Source organism: Streptomyces sp. NPDC005485, assembly GCF_040606085.1.
Classification (GTDB): Bacteria; Actinomycetota; Actinomycetes; order Streptomycetales; family Streptomycetaceae; genus Streptomyces.
Genome location: NZ_JBEXDZ010000020.1, coordinates 1 through 18,612, shown reverse-complemented (window position 1 = coordinate 18,612; position 18,612 = coordinate 1). Strand labels below are relative to the sequence as shown.

Genomic DNA, 18,612 nt, shown 5'->3' with positions numbered 1-18,612 from the left:
TCACGTCGTCCCCTTGCGCAGGGCGCACAACGCGTCGATGCGGTTGGTCGTGATCGAGTCCACGCCCATGTCGAGGAGCCGCCGCATGGAGCGCCGGGTGTCCGGGGTCCACACCGACAGCAGATGGCCGTCCCGGTGGACGCGGGCGGTGAGGTCGCGATCGACCAGCGCGAAGCGGTAGTTGAGCCAGCGGGGCCGGACCGCCGCGAGCAGCGCGGGCCGCGGCGGCGCGAGGGTCGTCCAGGTCAGCGCGATCTCCGCGGCGGGGTCGGCCGCGCGCACCGCGAGCATGGTCTCGGCGCCCGCGCAGTAGTACACCCGCTCCTCGGCACCGCACTCGCGCACGACGTCGACGATCCGGCGCACGGCCCGCCCGTCCGGCCCGCCCGGCAGGTCGATCATGAGCCGGGCGTCACCGATCGCCGCCAGCGCGTCCACGAGCGTGGGCACCCCGCCGGCCGTGAGTCCGCGCACCTCGTCGAAGGAGAGCGAGCGCACCGGCCGGTCCTGCTCCCACAGCCGCTTCAGCGTCCCGTCGTGCAGCAGTACGGGCACCCCGTCGCGGGTGAGGCGGACGTCCACCTCCACCGCGTCCGCGCCCAGTCGCAGCGCGGAACGCAGCGAGTCGAGGGTGTTCTCACGGACGCGGTAGGGGTCGCCGCGGTGGGCGACGGCAGTCACGGTGTGCATGCGCCCATTGTGAAGCCGACGGGAGTCAGGGTGCGAGCCACACCGAGGTGTACGTGTCGATCTCCTCGGCGAGCTTCTTCTTGCCGGGCTCGTCCAGGAAGGACGCCTCGACGGCGTTCTTGGCGAGCGCGGCCAGGCCCCGCTCGTCGAGGTCGAGGAGCCGGGCGGCGACCGCGTACTCGTTGTTGAGGTCGGTGCCGAACATCGGCGGGTCGTCGGAGTTGACGGTGACGAGCACGCCCGCGGCCACCATCTCCTTGACGGGGTGTTCGTCGAGGGTGCGGACCGCGCGCGTGGCGATGTTGGAGGTCGGGCAGACCTCCAGGGCGATGCGGTGCTCGGCGAGGTGCGCGAGGAGCTTCGGGTCCTGCGCGGAGCTGGTGCCGTGCCCGATGCGCTCGGCGCGCAGGTCCCGCAGGGAGTCCCAGACCGTCTCCGGGCCCGTCGTCTCACCGGCGTGCGGCACGGAGCGCAGGCCGGCTGCGATGGCGCGGTCGAAGTACGGCTTGAACTGCGGCCGCGGTACGCCGATCTCCGGCCCGCCGAGCCCGAACGAGACCAGGCCCTCGGGACGCAGCCGGTCGTCCGTGGCCAGCCGCGTCGTCACCTCCGCCGCTTCCAGCCCCGCCTCTCCGGGGATGTCGAAGCACCAGCGCAGGACCACGCCGAGCTCCGCCTCCGCCGCCTTGCGGGCGTCCTCGATCGCCTCCATGAACGCGCGCTCGTCGATGCCGCGCCGGACCGAGGAGAACGGGGTGAGGGTCAGCTCGGCGTAGCGCACCTGCTGGCGCGCCATGTCGCGGGCCACCTCGTACGTGAGCAGCCGTACGTCCTCCGGGGTGCGGATGAGGTCGACGACGGACAGGTACACGTTGATGAAGTGGGCGAAGTCGGTGAACGTGAAGAAGTCGGCCAGGGCCTCGGGGTCGGTGGGCACCTTGGAGTCGGGGTGGCGGGCGGCCAGCTCGGAGACGATGCGCGGGGAGGCGGAGCCCACGTGGTGCACGTGCAGTTCGGCCTTGGGCAGTCCGGCGATGAAGGCGTGCGGATCGCGGACGTCGACGTGCTCGGTCAAGGGGTTCCTCCCCGGGAACGGCGCCTGCGGACCGTGGTCGGCTGGGCGCGGGTGATCGGCTGATCGGTGACTCGGGATCATCGTAGGCCGACCGCCACGCGCCGGGGGCTCGGGCCGTAGCATGACGGAACGTACGACAAAACGTACGACAAAGGGGTGGGGGACCGCACATGCCCGACGACGCGCAGGAGCCGGAAGCGGCTGCCGCGAATCCGTGGGCGCCCCCGGCCCCTCCTCCCACCGAGGACAGCGCACCGGCTCCCGCCGGGGAGGCCGCGACGCCTGGTGCGGGCGAGGCTTCCGGCGGGTCCGCCGGGCGGGGCGATGAGCGAGGGCCGGAGGTGGCGGGCGCGCTCGGGTGGGCGTCGCCGTCCTCGTCCGGCGAGGGCAGCGCACCCGGGCCCGGCGCGGAGGACGCCGTGGCCGACGCCGTGCCCGGTGCGTACGTCGGTCCCGCGGACGCGGTGCCCGGTGTGTCGGCCGGTCCGGTGGACAGGGCGCCCGGTGTGTCCGTCGGCCCAGGCGGCGCGGCGCCCGCCGGGGGTCGGCCTTCCGATCCGGCTCCCGGGCAGGGTCCCGCAGGTGAGTCGCGGGTCCCCCTGGACCAGGTCGTCGACGTCCCGCGTGCGGAGCCGAACCCGTGGGCGCCCCCGGTGGAAACGCCCCGGCCTCCGCGGCGCGGCACTCGCACGTTCCCCTCCGCCCCTTCTCCCTCTTCTCCCTCTGTCTTCTCCGCTCCCTCCGTCCACGGCGAACCGGTCCCCCCACCGCCCGTGGGTCCCGAGGGCCCCGGCCTGCCGCCGTACGGTTATGGCTACGGCTGGCCCGCGATGCCGCTCGCGCCCAGCAACGGGATGGGCACCGCCGGGCTGGTGCTCGGGATCCTCGCCGCCCTCGTGTTCTGCTTGTGGCCGCTGGCCATCGTGCTCGGCATCCTGGGCGTGGTCTTCGGCGCGCTCGGCCGGCGCAAGGCGCGCCGGGGCGAAGCGACGAACCCGGGCCAGGCGCTCGCCGGGATCATCTGCGGAGCCGTCGGCATCGCGCTGGGCATCGCCGTGGTGGTGATCGTCCTGGTCGTGCGCCACGACAGCGGGGACGGCGACTCCGGCGACGGCGGCGACGGTTTCTCCACGTCGTTGTCCCTGTCACTGCCCCCGGCCGCGCAGCACGTCCGCCAGGACCTGTAGGCCCTCGGAACTGTCGCTCCTGTGAGCGTCAGCCGCGCTCGCGCAGTCTCTCCCGCGCCTCCATCAGGGCGAACCCCAGCAGATTCGGCCCCCGCCACTTCTCGGGATGCGCGGCCCGCTCGTCGTCCGCCGCGAGCCCGATGCCCCAGACGCGGTCCACGGGGCTGGCCTCCACGAGGACGCGGTCACCGGTGGCCAGCAGAAACGTCCGAAGATCGGGGTGCGCGGCGAACTTGTGGACGCTGCCCTCCACCACGATCTCGTAGCGCTCCCGATCCCACACGGAGTCGTCGAAGGCGCGCACCAGCCGCCCCACCTTCTTGGCGAGCGCGGGACTGCGTGCCTCGACGGCCTGCCGCTCCGCCTCCGCATCCCCGAAGAGCCGCGCCTTGCCCGCCATCATCCAGTGCTCGGCGGTCGCATAGCGCACCCCTTCCACGGTGAACGGCGACGGCCACCACTGGCTCAGACAGCTCGCGTCGACCTGCCCGGCGCGACGTGGCCGGTGCCCCCAGAAGTACAGGTACTTGACCCTCGCCCCCGCGCGGACTTCCCTGGTCAGGACTTCCCAAGAATCGATCTTCCCCATGCACGCGAGTCTGGCACGCACCACTGACACTCCGTCCTGCCTTTTCCCGGTGGACTCGACACCTGGTCGACGCTTTCCTTAACTGATCGACAGAATTCGTCGCGTAACCAAAAGGCAACAACGGAATCACTTGTTGGAGTGCCGTTGCTCTGTCAGGATCGGCACTCAAATCGAGCTGGAGCTACGCCGACCCCCGCTGGACGGGGAGGGTGGCGGAGGAGAGCGACATGCACAATGCGGGCCATCGCTTCCAGGCGCAGGACCGTTTCGCGGACGGCGCCCAGTACATCGCCGGGCGGCTGACCAAGGGCACCTCCGGCCGCACGCACGCGGTGGTCGACCCCGCCACCGGCGACGAGGTCTACTCGTACGAACTGGCGAGCACCGTGGACGTGGACGCGGCCGTCGCCGCGGCTCGTCAGGCGTTCCCCGGCTGGGCGGGTGCCACCCCCGGCGAGCGCTCCGACGCGCTGCACCGCTTCGCCGCCGTGCTCGCCGACCGCGCCGAGGAATTCGCGCAGGCCGAGTCCCTGCAGTGCGGCAAACCCCTCAAACTCACCCGTGAGTTCGACGTGCCCGGCACGATCGACAACACCTCGTTCTTCGCGGGCGCGGCCCGGCACCTCCAGGGGCAGTCCGCGGGCGAGTACTCCGGCGACCACACCTCGTACGTACGCCGTGAGCCCATCGGAGTCGTCGGCTCCATCGCGCCCTGGAACTACCCCCTCCAGATGGCGGCCTGGAAGATCCTCCCGGCCATCGCCGCGGGCAACACGATCGTGCTGAAGCCCGCCGAGCTGACCCCGCTCACCTCGCTGCTGTTCGCCGAGGCGGCTACCGCGGCCGGGATCCCCGACGGGGTCGTCAACATCATCACGGGCACAGGGAAGGACGCGGGCGAGCACCTGGTCGGCCACCCCGACGTCGCCATGACCTCCTTCACCGGGTCCACCGCCGTCGGCAAGCGGGTCGCCGAGCTCGCCACCTCGACCGTCAAGCGGCTCCACCTGGAGCTGGGCGGCAAGGCCCCCTTCGTCGTCTTCGACGACGCCGACGTGGACGCCGCCGTGCACGGCGCGGTCGCGGGCTCGCTCATCAACACCGGCCAGGACTGCACGGCCGCCACGCGCGCGTACGTGCAAAGGCCCCTCTACGAGGAGTTCGTCGCGAAGACGGCCGCCCTCATGGCGAGCGTCCGCGTGGGCGACCCCTTCGCGCCCGGCACCGACCTCGGCCCGCTGATCTCGCACGCCCAGCGCGACCGCGTCGCCGGATTCGTCGACCGCGCCCGCGCCTACGCCGAGGTCGTCACCGGCGGCGAGGCCCCCCAGGGAGAGCTCAAGAGCGGCGCGTACTACCGGCCCACCCTGGTCGTGGGCGCCGCCCAGGACAGCGAGATCGTGCAGTCCGAGATCTTCGGTCCCGTCCTGGTGGTGCTCCCCTTCGACACCGACGACGAGGGCATCCGGCTCGCCAACGACACGCCGTACGGGCTGGCCGCCTCCGCGTGGAGCCGCGACGTGTACCGGGCGGGCCGCGCCACCCGCGAGATCAAGGCGGGCTGCGTGTGGGTCAACGACCACATTCCGATCATCAGCGAGATGCCGCACGGCGGATACAAGGCGTCCGGTAGCGGCAAGGACATGTCGGCGTACTCGTTCGAGGAGTACACCCAGATCAAGCACGTCATGTTCGACAACACGGCGGAGGTCAGGAAGGGCTGGCACCGCACGATCTTCGGGGACCGGCCGTAGCCGGCCGACCGGTCGCGGGCGACGGTCGGCCGGGATCGACCGACCGTTCGCCGGCGACCGGCCGGCTACCGCAGGGGGCAGACCAGGCCGAGACCAGGCCGCGACACTCCGGAAAGGCACCACGAGCATGGAGCAGTACGAGCCCGACCGACTCTCCCCGGTCCAACTGGCCGCCATGCGGCGCAGTTACAGGAACGGCAGGGCCTCTCTCAGCCGCCGTTCACTGCTGCGCGCCTCCGCCGGCGGCGCGCTCGCCGTCGGCGGTCTCGGGGCGCTGAGCGGCTGCGGGATCCCCGCCGCCGGCAAGACCCAGGGCGGCGTCTCCGCCGAGGACCACTCGGCCAAGGAGAAGACGATCAACTTCTCCAACTGGACCGAGTACATGGACGTGGACGACAGCGAGAAGCACCACCCCACGCTCGACACGTTCACCGAACGCACCGGCATCAAGGTCAAGTACACCGAGGACATCAACGACAACGTCGAGTTCTTCGGCAAGATCAAGCCGCAGCTCGCGGCGGGCCAGGACACCGGACGCGACATCATCGTCGTCACCGACTGGCTGGCGGCGCGGATGATCCGCTTCGGGTGGGTCCAGAAACTGGACGCGGCCAACCTGCCGCACGCCTACACCAACCTCTCGCAGCAGTTCCGCAACCCCGACTGGGACCCGGGCCGCGCCTACTCGTACCCCTGGCAGGGCATCTCGACCGTCATCGCCTACAACAAGAAGGCGCTCGACGGCATCGAGGTGAAGTCGATCTCCGACATGCTCGACAACCCCAAGCTCAAGGGGCGCATCGGCTTCCTCTCGGAGATGCGCGACAGCATGGGCATGACGCTGCTGGACATGGGCAAGGACCCGTCGAAGTTCACCGACGACGACTACGACGCGGCGATCGCCCGCCTCCAGAAGGCCGTCGACAAGGGCCAGATCCGCCGCTTCACCGGCAACGACTACACGTCCGACCTCACCAAGGGCGACCTCGCGGCCTGTGTCGCCTGGGCCGGTGACGTCGTCCAGCTCAAGGCGGACAGCCCGGACGTCGACTTCATCATCCCGGACAGCGGCTACCTGACGTCCACGGACAACATGCTGATCCCCAACAAGGCACGTCACAAGACGAACGCCGAGCGGCTCATGGACTACTACTACGAGCCCGAGCCGGCCGCGAAACTCGCCGCCTACATCAACTACGTCTGTCCCGTCGACGGGGTGAAGCCCTATCTCGCGAGGATCGACAAGGACGCGGCGAACAACCCGCTGATCATTCCTGACAAGGCCATGGCCGCCAAGTCGCACGCCTTCCGCTCACTGAGCCAGAAGGAAGAGACGGCCTACGAAGAGAAGTTCGCGAAGCTCACAGGGGCGTGACCACGATGACGAATGACAACAGCGGCGACGTCCGCCTCTCCGGGATCAGCAAGACGTACGGCTCCTTCACCGCCGTGCATCCGCTCGACCTGACCGTGCCGCAGGGTTCCTTCTTCGCCCTGCTGGGCGCCTCGGGCTGCGGCAAGACCACCACCCTGCGCATGATCGCCGGCCTGGAGGAGCCCTCCGGGGGCACCGTCTCGCTCGGCGACCAGGACGTGACGAACCTGCCGCCGTACAAGCGGCCGGTGAACACCGTCTTCCAGTCGTACGCCCTCTTCCCGCACCTCGACATCTTCGAGAACGTCGCCTTCGGTCTGCGCCGGCGCGGCATCAAGTCGGTGAAGAAGCAGGTCGAGGACATGCTGGAGCTCGTCCAGCTCGGCGAGCAGGCCCGCAAGAAGCCGCACCAGCTCTCCGGCGGCCAGCAGCAGCGTGTCGCCGTGGCCCGCGCGCTGATCAACACGCCCAAGGTGCTCCTGCTCGACGAACCCCTCGGCGCCCTCGACCTCAAGCTGCGCCGCCAGATGCAGCTGGAGCTCAAGCGCATCCAGACCGAGGTCGGCATCACCTTCATCCATGTCACGCACGACCAGGAGGAGGCCATGACCATGGCCGACACGGTCGCCGTGATGAACGGAGGCCGCGTCGAGCAACTCGGCTCGCCCGCCGACCTCTACGAGAACCCGAACACCACGTTCGTCGCCAACTTCCTCGGCACCTCCAACCTCATCGAGGCCGAGGTCGACTCCAAGAGCGGCGACGAGATCGTCCTCAGGGCCGGCGGCGGCAAGCTGATGCTGCCCGAGGCGCGATGTTCGGCGCCCACGGCGACCGGCGGCAAGGTGCTGGTCGGCGTGCGCCCCGAGAAGATCTCGCTGACGCACGCCGACGACGCAGGGGAGATCCCGGCGGGCCGCAACCGCATCACCGGAAAGATCGCCGACTCCAGCTTCATCGGCGTCTCCACGCAGTACGTCATCGACAGCGCGGTCTGCCCGGAGTTCGAGGTCTACGCCCAGAACGTGGACCGCGACCCCCGGCTGGTGCCCGGCACCGACGTCGTCCTGCACTGGAACCCGGCGCACACCTTCGGCCTGGACGCGGCGCAGGACATAGACGCGGGTGTCGAGTCGGTCGAGGAAGAGGCCGCCTGATGTCGACGCTCACCGAGGCGCCACCGCCTCTCGCGCCCAGCGCGCCCGAGAAGAAGCCGCCGCGCAAACGGGGCCGCCTGACGCCGTACTGGCTGCTGCTGCCCGGCATGCTGTGGCTGATCGTCTTCTTCGCGCTGCCGATGGTCTACCAGGCCTCCACGTCCGTGCAGACGGGCTCCCTGGAGGACGGCTTCAAGGTCACCTGGCACTTCCAGACGTACTGGGACGCGCTGGTCGACTACTACCCGCAGTTCCTGCGCTCCATCCTCTACGCGGGCTCGGCGACGATCCTGTGCCTGCTGCTCGGCTACCCGCTGGCCTATCTGATCGCCTTCCGCGCGGGCCGCTGGCGCAACCTGATCATGATCCTGGTGATCGCGCCGTTCTTCACCAGCTTCCTGATCCGCACCCTCGCCTGGAAGACGATCCTCGCGGACGGCGGCCCGGTGGTCGGCGCCCTCAACTCGCTGCACGTCCTGGACGTCACCAGCTGGCTCGGCATCACGGCCGGCGACCGCGTCCTCGCGACACCCCTCGCGGTGGTCTGCGGATTGACGTACAACTTCCTGCCGTTCATGATCCTGCCGCTCTACACCTCGCTGGAGCGGATCGACGGGCGGCTGCACGAGGCGGCGGGCGACCTGTACGCGCGGCCGTTCACCACCTTCCGCAAGGTGACCTTCCCGCTGTCGATGCCGGGCGTCGTCTCCGGAACACTGCTGACCTTCATCCCGGCCAGCGGTGACTACGTGAACGCCGACCTGCTCGGCTCCACGGACACCCGCATGGTCGGCAACGTCATCCAGACGCAGTTCCTGCGGATTCTCGACTATCCGACAGCCGCGGCGCTCTCGTTCATCCTCATGGCCGGAATCCTCTTCATGGTCACGTTCTACATCCGTAAGTCCGGGACGGAGGATCTGGTTTAAATGGCCGTCGTCAACTGGCTCAAGCGTCATTTCGTCGTCATCGCGGGACTGCTGACGCTCGGATATCTGCTGCTGCCCAATGTCGTCGTCACGGTGTTCTCCTTCAACAAGCCGAAGGGGCGCTTCAACTACGAGTGGCAGAACTTCTCCACGGACGCCTGGCGCGACCCGTGCGGCGTCGCCGACATGTGCGGCTCGCTCTCGCTGAGCCTGCAGATCGCCGTCTGGGCGACGCTCGGCGCCACGGTCCTCGGCACGATGATCGCCTTCGCGCTGGTCCGCTACCGCTTCCGCGCACGCGGCGCGGTGAACTCGCTGATCTTCCTGCCGATGGCGATGCCCGAGGTCGTCATGGCCGCCTCGCTGCTCACCCTGTTCCTCAACATGGGCGCCCAGCTGGGCTTCTGGACGATCCTCATCGCCCACATCATGTTCTGCCTCAGCTTCGTCGTCACCGCCGTGAAGGCACGTGTGATGTCGATGGACCCGCGTCTTGAGCAGGCGGCGCAGGACCTGTACGCAGGGCCGGTGCAGACCTTCGTGCGCGTCACGCTGCCCATCGCGGCCCCCGGAATCGCCGCGGGCGCACTGCTCGCCTTCGCGCTCTCCTTCGACGATTTCATCATCACCAATTTCAACGCGGGCTCGACCGTCACCTTCCCCATGTTCGTCTGGGGTTCGGCGCAGCGCGGAACACCCGTTCAGATCAATGTCATCGGTACGGCCATGTTCCTCATCGCCGTACTGTTCGTCCTGTTCGCCATGGTCGTAGGAAACCGTCGGAACAGGCAAAAGGCATAACGCTCGTAGGGAGTTGAAATCATGGCCCCAGGCGCCATGAGCAGTTGGACGAAGTCTCTTTCCGAAGCCCAGCCGGTGTCGTACTGGCTGGACGACCCCGGAAAGCCCCGCCCCGAGCCCGCCCTCACCGGCGCCGAGACCTGCGACCTGCTCGTCGTCGGCGGTGGCTACAGCGGACTGTGGACCGCGCTGATCGCCAAGGAGCGCGACCCGCAGCGGGACGTGGTGCTGGTGGAGGGCCGCGAGGTGGGCTGGGCCGCCTCCGGCCGCAACGGCGGCTTCTGCGCCGCATCGCTCACCCATGGTCTGGCCAACGGGCTCACCCGCTGGCCGGACGAGATCGGGAAGCTGGAGGAGCTGGGCGCCCGCAACCTCGACGAGATCGAGGCGGCGGTCGCCCGCTACTCCATCGACTGCGACTTCGAGCGCACCGGCGAGATCGACGTCGCCACCGAGCCGCACCAGGCGGCCGAACTGCGTGAGTGGTACGAGGAACTGGAGCGCGCGGGCCTCGCGGAGGGCGTCGAGTTCCTGGACGCCGACGCGGTCCGCGAGCAGGTCGACTCGCCGACCTTCCTGGCCGGCCTGCACGACCGTCGCGGCGTCGCCATGCTGCACCCCGCCAAGCTCGCCTGGGGCCTCAAGCGCGCCTGCGTGCAGCTGGGGGTGCGGGTGTACGAGAACACGCCCGCGCTCGACCTGAAGGCGTACGGCGCCGGGATGGCCGTCCGCACGCCGTACGGCTCGGTCCGCGCCCGCAAGGTCGCGCTCGGCACCAACATCTTCCCGAACCTGGTCAAGCGCGTGCGGTCGTACACCGTGCCGGTCTACGACTACGCGCTGATGACCGAACCGCTGACCGCCGACCAACTCGCCTCCATCGGCTGGAAGAACCGCCAGGGACTCGGCGACAGCGCCAACCAGTTCCACTACTTCCGGCTCTCCGCCGACAACCGCATCCTGTGGGGCGGGTACGACGCGATCTACCCGTACGGCGGCCGGGTGCGCGCCGAGTACGACGACCGCCCGGAGACGTACGCGAAGCTCGCCGGGCACTTCTTCACCTGCTTCCCGCAGCTGGAGGGCGTGCGGTTCACGCACGCGTGGGGCGGCGCCATCGACACCTGCTCGCGCTTCTCTGCCTTCTTCGGCACCGCGCACCAGGGGAAGGTCGCGTACGCGGCCGGGTACACGGGCCTCGGCGTGGGCGCGACCCGCTTCGGCGCGGACGTGATGCTGGACCTGCTGTCGGGCGAGACCACGGAGCGCACCTCCCTCGAAATGGTCCGCAAGAAGCCGCTGCCCTTCCCGCCCGAGCCCTTCGCCTGGACGGGCATCGCCCTCACCAAGTGGTCGCTGGCCCGCGCGGACGCGCACGGCGGGCGCCGCAACCTGTGGCTGAAGACGATGGACAAGCTGGGGCTGGGCTTCGACAGTTGACGTCCGGCGGGGCACGGGGGCGCATCGAAGCGCCCTTGATCCAACGGCGTACGCCCTGCTCAACCGCAGTGACGCGGTTCACTACCAACTGGTAGAGGAAACCCGCGTAATGCTCGGCCGGGGACCTCCCTCTCTCCTGTGACGCGACTGGCGTCCACACGAGAAAGAGGGAGGTTCCGTCATGACAGGGGCCAAGACCGCGGTCGAGTGGCTGGCATCCGTGGCTCCGGATCCCGAGGCCTGCCGGTGGGAATGGGAGCGCAACCCCCTCGGGGTCGCGCTGCTTCCGGCGGGAAAACTCTGGGACGTGCTCATCCTGCCGGGTGCTCTCGGCTATCCCACGCTCGACGTATTGACCCGCGTGATCGACCAACCCGGCCCGGTGCTCGTCGACTTCGGCGACGCCCGGATGGGCTTCTTCGTGCCCGCGGGCACGGCGGCCCGGTGGCTGGGCACGGGGGTGCGCACGGCGGGGCGCGGCACGTGGATCGTGGTGCCGTACCCCGGACGGTCGAGCGGCAGTGTCCGCTGGCTCGTCCCGCCGGACGGTTCGGGCACCCTCACCGACCCGGCGTTGCTGGAACTGGCGATGCACGAGGCGGCCGCGGGTCTCGCCATGGAGGAGGACCGCTGACCGTCAGAGGTCTTGACAAGTGAATTGGTCTGGACCAAATTGGGCGCGCTCCACCCTCCTGAATCCCCCCATGCCTGGAGGCAGTTGTGGATCGCACCAGACCACTCGCGCGTCGCCGACTTCTCGCTGTGGGCACGGCCGTCCTCCTGGCCGTACCCGGCATGACCGCGCTCTCGTCGGCCGCCCGTGCGGCCGACGCGGACCTCGCCCGAAACGGCGGCTTCGAGTCCGGCCTGGACGGCTGGACCTGTACCGCGGGCAGCGGTGCGAGCGTCAACTCACCTGTGCGCAGCGGAAGTTCCGCGCTGAAGGCGACCCCGGCCGGCAGCGACAACGCCCAGTGCGCGCAGACAGTTACCGTCAAACCCGACTCGCAGTACACCCTCGCCGGATACGTCCGCGGCAGCTACGTCTACCTCGGCGCGAGCGGCACCGGCACCACCGACGTCTCCACCTGGACCCAGTCCGCCCCCGACTGGCAGCACCTCACCAGCACCTTCCGCACCGGAGCGTCCACCACCAAGGTCACGATCTACACCCATGGCTGGTACGGCACCGGGGCCTACTACGCCGACGACGTCTCCCTGACCGGCCCCGGCGTCGACGCCGGTCAGCCGCCCGCCGCGCCCACCGGCCTCAAGGCCGGCACCGTCACGTCCAGCAGCGTCCCCCTCTCCTGGTCCGCGGTCTCCGGCGCGACCGGTTACGCGATCTACCGCGACGGGGCGAAAGTCCAGACGGCGACCGGCACTTCGGCCACCGTGAGCGGCCTCGCGCCCTCCACCGCGTACAGCTTCCAGGTCGCCGCGGTGAACGCCGCGGGGGAGTCGGCCAGATCGGCGGCGGTGACCGCGACGACATCGGCCGGATCGAGCGGCTCCACCGACCTGCCCGCCCACGCCCTGGTCGGCTACCTCCACGCGAGCTTCGCCAACGGCGCCGGCTACACGCGGATGGCCGACGTCCCCGACAGCTGGGACGTCATCGACCTCGCCTTCGGCGAACCCACCTCCACCACCTCCGGCGACATCCGCTTCACGCGCTGCCCGGTCACCGAGTGCCCGAGCGTCGAGAGCGACGCCGACTTCAAGGCGGCCATCAAGGCGAAGCAGGCGGCGGGCAAGAAGGTCCTGATATCCATCGGCGGCCAGAACGGCCAGGTCCAGCTGACGACGACGGCGGCCCGCGACACCTTCGTGTCCTCGGTCTCGAAGATCATCGACACCTACGGCCTCGACGGCCTGGACATCGACTTCGAGGGCCACTCACTCTCCCTCGACGCGAGCGACACCAACTTCAGGAGCCCGACCACGCCCGTGATCGTCAACCTGATCTCGGCCCTGAAGACCCTGAAGGCGAAGTACGGCACGAAGTTCGTGCTGACGATGGCGCCGGAGACCTTCTTCGTCCAACTCGGGTACCAGTACTACGGCACCGGCAAGTGGGGCGGCCAGGACCCGCGCGCGGGAGCGTACCTCCCGGTGATCTACGCCCTGCGCGACGACCTGACGCTGCTGCACGTCCAGGACTACAACTCCGGGTCGATCATGGGCCTCGACAACCAGTACCACTCCATGGGCGGCGCCGACTTCCACATCGCGATGACCGACATGCTCCTGACCGGCTTCCCGGTCGCGGGCGACGCGAACAACGTCTTCCCGCCGCTGCGCCCCGATCAGATCGCGATCGGCATGCCGGCGACGACCAACGCGGGCAACGGATACGTGTCGCCGGCAGAGGTGAACAAGGCCCTGGACTGCCTGACCAGGAAGACCAACTGCGGCTCGTACGCCACCCACGGCACCTGGCCCGCCCTGCGCGGCCTGATGACCTGGTCGGTCAACTGGGACCGCTTCGCGAACGGGGAGTTCTCGAAGAACTTCGACGGCTACTTCGGCTGAGGAAGAGCCACAGCGCGGCGAGCAGCATCGTGCACAGACACCAGCTCCCCGCCACGTCCAGGGGCCAGTGGTAGCCGCGGCGGATCAGGCCGAAGGGGACCGCGAGGTTGAGGGCGGCGCAGGCGGCGAGCAGGGCGCGGCGGCTGCGGCGGCCGTGCAGCCAGGGGAGGAGGAGCAGGGTCGCGGTGCCGTAGGCGATGACGGCGGTCGCCGTGTGGCCCGAGGGGTAGAAGGCGGTTCCCGAGTCCGGGCCCATGGTCGGTGGGCCCGGCCGGGCGGTCAGTTCCTTCAGGGGGACGACCAGCGCCGGTACGGCGGCCATGAGTACGGCCCCGGCGGCCGGTTCCAGCCACCAGCGCGGCAGCCGGGCGGCCCGGGCGCGCCATGCGACGTACACCAGGACGGCGGCGAGGACGGGAACGGCGACCGTGCTGTTGCCGAAGTCGGAGAGGAATCCGTAGATCCGCTCGGGCTGCACGACGGCGGCGCTGAGGCGTTCGTCCGCGCGCGCAAGAGGGCCGCCCACGACGACCTGCCAGGTGATCAGGGCGAAGAGGACGGCCGGAAGAGCGAAGAATCCGAGAAGCCCGAGGAGTCCGAAAGAGGACGGCCGCCCCGGAACAGGGGGGGTAGTTCCGAGGCGGCCGTCCGGATCGGGTTGTCGCACGCCCCGGGGGGTTTGGGGCGGGCGACTGTCCGATCGGTGAGGAGATCCGGAGCCAGAGGCTCCGAGTGTGTGCGCGAGGGCACGACCAGGGCGAAGCTGGGGAGGCCCCGACCCGGTGTCGCCCACAGTCCCCTGTGGGCGGGGTGTATCTCTCATCTGCATAGAACCTACGGCAGGGGGTGCGGGTCCGACAGGCGGAATCGCGTCCCGTCATGCACCTCGCACACCTTCTTCACACGCTCTGACCCTTGCCGCCGAGGCGCCGGAAGGGCCCGCGTTCACCCACACGAGTGAAGCGGAATCCGGCCGTGGGGCGGGTGGGGCGTCAGATGCGGGCGAAGGCCTGCTCGATGATGTCGAGGCCTTCGTTCAGGAGGTCCTCGCCGATGACCAGCGGCGGCAGGAAGCGGAGGACGTTTCCGTACGTGCCACAGGTCAGCACCAGCAGGCCCTCCTGGTGGCAGGCCTTGGCGAGCGCGGCGGTCGCCTCGGCGTTCGGCTCCTTGGTGTCGCGGTCCTTGACCAGCTCGATGGCGATCATGGCGCCACGGCCGCGGACGTCGCCGATGATGTCGAACTTGTCCTGCATGGCGGTCAGGCGGGTCTTCATCGTCGCCTCGATCGCCTTCGCCCTGGCGTTGAGATCGAGCTCCTTCATCGTCTCGATCGAGCCGAGCGCACCCGCGCAGGCCACCGGGTTGCCGCCGTAGGTGCCGCCCAGGCCGCCCGCGTGCGCGGCGTCCATGATCTCGGCGCGGCCGGTGACGGCGGCGAGCGGGAGGCCGCCCGCGATGCCCTTGGCGGTGGTGATCAGGTCCGGGACGATGCCCTCGTCCTCACAGGCGAACCACTGGCCGGTGCGGCAGAACCCGGACTGGATCTCGTCGGCGACGAAGACGATGCCGTTGTCGGACGCGAACTTGCTGATCGCCGGCAGGAAGCCCTTCGCGGGCTCGATGAAGCCGCCCTCGCCGAGCACCGGCTCGATGATGATCGCGGCGACGTTCTCGGCGCCGATCTGCTTGTTGATCATGTCGATCGCCTGGGCGGAGGCCTCCGCGCCGGCGTTCTCGGGGCCGGTCAGCCAGCGGTAGCCGTACGCCACCGGCACGCGGTAGACCTCGGGCGCGAACGGGCCGAAGCCGTTCTTGTACGGCATGTTCTTGGCGGTCAGCGCCATCGTGAGGTTCGTACGGCCGTGGTAGCCGTGGTCGAAGACGACGACGGCCTGGCGCTTGGTGTACGCGCGGGCGATCTTGACGGCGTTCTCGACGGCCTCGGCGCCGCTGTTGAACAGCGCCGACTTCTTGGCGTGGTCGCCCGGCGTCAGCTCGGCGAGCGCCTCGGCGACGGCGACGTAGCCCTCGTACGGCGTGACCATGAAACAGGTGTGCGTGAAGTCCTGGAGCTGCGCCGAGGCGCGGCGTACGACGGCCTCGGCGGAGGCGCCGACGGACGTCACGGCGATGCCGGAGCCGAAGTCGATCAGGCGGTTGCCGTCGACGTCCTCGATGATCCCGCCGCCCGCGCGCGCGGTGAAGACCGGCAGCACGGACCCCACACCGGCCGCGACCGCGGCGAGGCGGCGGGCCTGCAGTTCCTGCGACTTCGGGCCGGGGATGGCGGTGACGACGCGGCGCTCCTGCGGAAGTGCGGTCATGAGGGGCTCCCTGATGATGATCCTGCGAACCGGACGGCTCCCGGCGGGCGGGTGTTCCGGGCGGGGGTGTTTTCGGACGCTTGCCTTCTTTTCTCGCAGGCTAGGGCGGGGAGCGGAGGGTCGGCATGCTCCATGTGGGCGTTGTCGGCGATTCGGGTTGTCCGCCGTGGACATAGAGGCCTGCCGGCCCGGCGAGGCGGACCCGGCCGCGTAAGCGGTGAACTCCCCTTGCGGGGGCGTTAGATTGACTCGCGGACGGTGTACGCAGCAGCTGGTCAGGGGGCAAGGGCGATGAACAGCGACGGGACGCAGGACGCGCGGGGTACGCATGCGAATCCTGTGCCGCGGCCCGCGGGGCCCCCGCCGCCGGTTCCGGGCATGCCCGCGATGCCGGCCGGACCGCCGTCCGTGCCCGCCGGGCCGCCGCCCGTTCCCGAGCAGGCGTCCGCGCACCGGCCGAGCGTCGTGGAGTGGCTGAACGAGCCGCGGCCGGCCGCCGGGCCCGGGATCTGGCGGTACGGCTACCGCACACCGCGCCCGGCCAAGGCGGCGGAGCGGCTCTCCCCGGTCACGATCATCGGTCTCGTGGTGCCGCTGGTGGTGGCGCTTCTCCTCTGGTCCGTATGGCGGCACGGCGGGCTGCCGTACCAGTGGGCCGTCCTGAAGCTGTTCACGCCGGACGACTGGTGGTGGGCCGGCACCACCTCCCCCAAGGGCATGGAGGGGCGGGAGGCGGGGGTCGTCTACGACGGCGTGTTCTTCGGCCTGCTCGTCTACGGCGTGGGGCGCCTCGGCAGCTGGCCCGACGTCGTACGCCACTTCGTCACCCGCCGGGGACAGCCCGGCCGTGCCCTGCTCGCGGTCGCGGGCGCACTGATCACGCTGAGCTTCGTCTTCCCGAACGCCTTCCCCGGCGTCGGCTGGGACGCCCTGCCGGTCGTCGCGCCGCTGTTCTCCCTCCTCGTCCTGATCACCGGCGGCTACGAGATCTTCGAGTCGCAGCTGCTGACGGACTTGCTGTACACGCTCATCACGCTGCTGGTCCTGTGGCCCTTCGCCCGCATCGGCGGTTGGTGGGCGCTCGGCAAGGAGTGGCTCGCCGCCCGCGGCAGGGTGAACGACGGCCCGCGTGAACCGTCCGTCGCGACCCTGCCGCCCGCCCAGTGGCCCGAGCTCCGCGCCGCCGGGCAGCACCAGGCGGCCGAGCTGCTCACCGCCGAGCTGCTCACCGGCCGTATGAACGACGTGGACTGCGCCCGGGTACGGCACGCCTGGAACCTCGCGACGCGCGACACGAGCCGCCTCGCGCTCTTCACCGACACCGTGCTGCGCAACGGCGCCGCGGCCTGGACCCACCCGTCCGGCGCCCGGGATCTGCCCGCCCGCACCATGCGGCACGACGCGTGGGAGGGGCAGGTGCGCATCGGCCGGTGGACGGCGGCGGAACGTACCCCGCTCGCCTACAGCGGTGTGGGCGCCGCCCTCGACACGGACGCCCTCGGCACCTCGCTGCTCGCCGTGGGGCCGTCCGGCTGCGGCAAGACGCGTCACCTGGTCCGGCCCGTCGTGGAATCGCTCGGTCTGCAGGCGCTCACCGGGCGGTGCGCCGTGGTGGTGGTCGCGGCCGCCGGTACGCCCCTCGGGCCCGACTCGGCGTTCGACGTCGTGGTGCGGATCGGGGACCCCGCCTCGGTCCACGACCTCGACCCGTACGCCGACTCCGAGAACCCCGACGAAGCGGCCGCCTTCCTCGCCGAAGCCCTGGTCGGAGACCTGGACGGTGTCGGCAGCCAGCGGGCCGCCACCGCGCTCGCCCAACTCCTCGGCCCCTACCGGGCCGTGCACGGCGTCTTCCCTTCCCTTCCCGAGCTGCGCGAACTCCTGGAGGGCGTGCCCTCCGCCCTGGCCTCCCTGCGGGAGGCACTGTCCGGCGACGCGCACGCCGCCATGCGCCGCGAGCTCGAAGCGCGGGCCCGGCAGGCCGGAAGCACGGCGGACCCCGGTCCGGCGCTCGCCGACCGGCTCGCGCTGCTGGACCGGCCCGCCTTCGCCGAGTTCTTCGGTGCGGGCGGCGCGCGGCCCTTCTCCGTGCGGGCCGTCGCCCACCATCCGCTGCGGGTCCGCATCGACGTGCCCGAGCACGGGCACGAGGAGGCCTCGCGGCTGATCACGAGGCTGGTGCTGGCGCAGTTCGCGGCGGTGGTGCGCGGGGGTGAGAGCGGCGGCGAACGGTCTCACTTCGCGTGTCTGGTGCTCGATGACGCCACGGGTGCGCTGACCGCGGATTCCGTACGGCGGATTCAGCGGCTGCGGTCCCAGAACGCGGGCGTGGTGCTCGCGCTGCGCACGATCGGCGACGTACCCGAGGCGCTGCACGGGCCGCTGTACGGGGCCGTCGGCTGCCGTATGGCCTTCTCCGGCGTCACCACCTGGGACGGCAGCCGGTTCGCCCATGCGTGGGGCACGGAGTGGGTGGAGACCCGTGACGTCGCCAAGCACACCGTCTTCGCCGACCAGCCGATGACCCGGGCCATCCACGCCCTGCGCAAGCTGGTGACCGGGAAGGCCGTGACCACGGACGCCGTCACCGTGCGACAGGTCGAGCGGGAGCGCTGGTCCGCCTCCGAACTGGCGCAGGGGGTGCCGCCGGGGCACGCGGTGCTGTCACTGACGAGCGTGCGGGAAGTCCCTCACCAAGACGTTCGACATCAGCAACACCGGCAACATCCCGCTCACCGTCACCAAGGCGGCAC

14 protein-coding genes and 1 pseudogene are annotated in these 18,612 nt (G+C 70.4%); 10 read left to right on the top strand and 5 right to left on the bottom strand.

What is annotated here, in order from left to right:
- Together ABZS97_RS09765 and ABZS97_RS09760 are read right to left on the bottom strand one after the other, a co-directional pair.
- On the bottom strand, positions 1-690 hold the full coding sequence (locus tag ABZS97_RS09765; RefSeq protein ID WP_356135572.1) for a glycerophosphodiester phosphodiesterase: 690 nt from the start codon (positions 688-690) through the stop codon (positions 1-3).
- 25 nt (positions 691-715) lie between these two features.
- Positions 716-1,859, bottom strand: a pseudogene (locus ABZS97_RS09760) (adenosine deaminase); the annotation flags it as partial.
- A gap of 76 nt (positions 1,860-1,935) precedes the next feature.
- Here ABZS97_RS09760 and ABZS97_RS09755 point away from each other — a divergent pair.
- Complete coding sequence (locus ABZS97_RS09755; protein WP_356135570.1) at positions 1,936-2,952, top strand: DUF4190 domain-containing protein; 1,017 nt, start codon at positions 1,936-1,938, stop codon at positions 2,950-2,952.
- 28 nt (positions 2,953-2,980) lie between these two features.
- Here ABZS97_RS09755 and ABZS97_RS09750 read toward each other — a convergent pair whose 3' ends face one another.
- Positions 2,981-3,541 carry an NADAR family protein gene (locus ABZS97_RS09750; RefSeq protein ID WP_356135568.1) on the bottom strand — a complete coding sequence of 187 codons (561 nt, stop codon included), beginning with the start codon at positions 3,539-3,541 and terminating at the stop codon, positions 2,981-2,983.
- Between the two features lie 227 nt (positions 3,542-3,768).
- On the opposite strand from ABZS97_RS09750, the gene ABZS97_RS09745 reads away from it, so the two are divergent.
- From ABZS97_RS09745 to ABZS97_RS09710, 8 genes are all read left to right on the top strand, one after another.
- Positions 3,769-5,295, top strand: coding sequence for a gamma-aminobutyraldehyde dehydrogenase (locus ABZS97_RS09745; protein ID WP_356135566.1), 1,527 nt, complete (start codon positions 3,769-3,771; stop codon positions 5,293-5,295).
- Positions 5,296-5,422: 127 nt separating this feature from the next.
- Positions 5,423-6,670, top strand: coding sequence for a spermidine/putrescine ABC transporter substrate-binding protein (locus ABZS97_RS09740; protein ID WP_356135565.1), 1,248 nt, complete (start codon positions 5,423-5,425; stop codon positions 6,668-6,670).
- Entirely contained in the window at positions 6,667-7,827 is a 1,161-nt protein-coding gene (locus ABZS97_RS09735; protein ID WP_356135563.1) for an ABC transporter ATP-binding protein, read from the top strand. The genes ABZS97_RS09740 and ABZS97_RS09735 overlap by 4 nt, the downstream gene beginning before the upstream one ends.
- Positions 7,827-8,756, top strand: a complete 930-nt coding sequence (locus tag ABZS97_RS09730) for an ABC transporter permease (RefSeq protein ID WP_356135561.1) — start codon at positions 7,827-7,829, stop codon at positions 8,754-8,756. The genes ABZS97_RS09735 and ABZS97_RS09730 overlap by 1 nt, the downstream gene beginning before the upstream one ends.
- Positions 8,757-9,557, top strand: a complete 801-nt coding sequence (locus ABZS97_RS09725) for an ABC transporter permease (protein WP_356135559.1) — start codon at positions 8,757-8,759, stop codon at positions 9,555-9,557.
- Between the two features lie 21 nt (positions 9,558-9,578).
- The gene (locus ABZS97_RS09720) at positions 9,579-10,997 is read left to right on the top strand and encodes an FAD-dependent oxidoreductase (protein ID WP_356135557.1); all 1,419 of its coding nucleotides are present in this window, start codon (positions 9,579-9,581) and stop codon (positions 10,995-10,997) included.
- A gap of 181 nt (positions 10,998-11,178) precedes the next feature.
- Positions 11,179-11,631: a hypothetical protein gene (locus ABZS97_RS09715; RefSeq protein ID WP_356135554.1), complete on the top strand. Its 453-nt coding sequence runs from the start codon at positions 11,179-11,181 to the stop codon at positions 11,629-11,631.
- Between the two features lie 86 nt (positions 11,632-11,717).
- Positions 11,718-13,532 carry a glycoside hydrolase family 18 protein gene (locus ABZS97_RS09710; RefSeq protein ID WP_356135552.1) on the top strand — a complete coding sequence of 605 codons (1,815 nt, stop codon included), beginning with the start codon at positions 11,718-11,720 and terminating at the stop codon, positions 13,530-13,532.
- Here ABZS97_RS09710 and ABZS97_RS09705 read toward each other — a convergent pair.
- On the bottom strand, positions 13,471-14,355 hold the full coding sequence (locus ABZS97_RS09705; protein WP_356135550.1) for a phosphatase PAP2 family protein: 885 nt from the start codon (positions 14,353-14,355) through the stop codon (positions 13,471-13,473). The two genes, ABZS97_RS09710 and ABZS97_RS09705, sit on opposite strands and share 62 nt — an antisense overlap.
- Positions 14,356-14,524: 169 nt before the next feature.
- Positions 14,525-15,859: a 4-aminobutyrate--2-oxoglutarate transaminase gene (gabT, locus tag ABZS97_RS09700; RefSeq protein WP_356135548.1), complete on the bottom strand. Its 1,335-nt coding sequence runs from the start codon at positions 15,857-15,859 to the stop codon at positions 14,525-14,527.
- 291 nt (positions 15,860-16,150) lie between these two features.
- Between gabT and ABZS97_RS09695 the strand changes: the two genes are divergently transcribed.
- Positions 16,151-18,612: ATP/GTP-binding protein (locus tag ABZS97_RS09695; protein ID WP_356135546.1), on the top strand; the 2,462-nt coding region annotated here is incomplete at its 3' end.

What these genes read in the sequence shown, in the direction of transcription:
- ABZS97_RS09765 (WP_356135572.1), bottom strand. Translation starts at nt 690, where the DNA reads ATGCACACCGTGACTGCCGTCGCCCACCGCGGCGACCCCTACCGCGTC.
- ABZS97_RS09755 (WP_356135570.1), top strand. Translation starts at nt 1,936, where the DNA reads ATGCCCGACGACGCGCAGGAGCCGGAAGCGGCTGCCGCGAATCCGTGG.
- ABZS97_RS09750 (WP_356135568.1), bottom strand. Translation starts at nt 3,541, where the DNA reads ATGGGGAAGATCGATTCTTGGGAAGTCCTGACCAGGGAAGTCCGCGCG.
- ABZS97_RS09745 (WP_356135566.1), top strand. Translation starts at nt 3,769, where the DNA reads ATGCACAATGCGGGCCATCGCTTCCAGGCGCAGGACCGTTTCGCGGAC.
- ABZS97_RS09740 (WP_356135565.1), top strand. Translation starts at nt 5,423, where the DNA reads ATGGAGCAGTACGAGCCCGACCGACTCTCCCCGGTCCAACTGGCCGCC.
- ABZS97_RS09730 (WP_356135561.1), top strand. Translation starts at nt 7,827, where the DNA reads ATGTCGACGCTCACCGAGGCGCCACCGCCTCTCGCGCCCAGCGCGCCC.
- ABZS97_RS09725 (WP_356135559.1), top strand. Translation starts at nt 8,757, where the DNA reads ATGGCCGTCGTCAACTGGCTCAAGCGTCATTTCGTCGTCATCGCGGGA.
- ABZS97_RS09720 (WP_356135557.1), top strand. Translation starts at nt 9,579, where the DNA reads ATGGCCCCAGGCGCCATGAGCAGTTGGACGAAGTCTCTTTCCGAAGCC.
- ABZS97_RS09715 (WP_356135554.1), top strand. Translation starts at nt 11,179, where the DNA reads ATGACAGGGGCCAAGACCGCGGTCGAGTGGCTGGCATCCGTGGCTCCG.
- ABZS97_RS09705 (WP_356135550.1), bottom strand. Translation starts at nt 14,355, where the DNA reads ATGAGAGATACACCCCGCCCACAGGGGACTGTGGGCGACACCGGGTCG.
- gabT (WP_356135548.1), bottom strand. Translation starts at nt 15,859, where the DNA reads ATGACCGCACTTCCGCAGGAGCGCCGCGTCGTCACCGCCATCCCCGGC.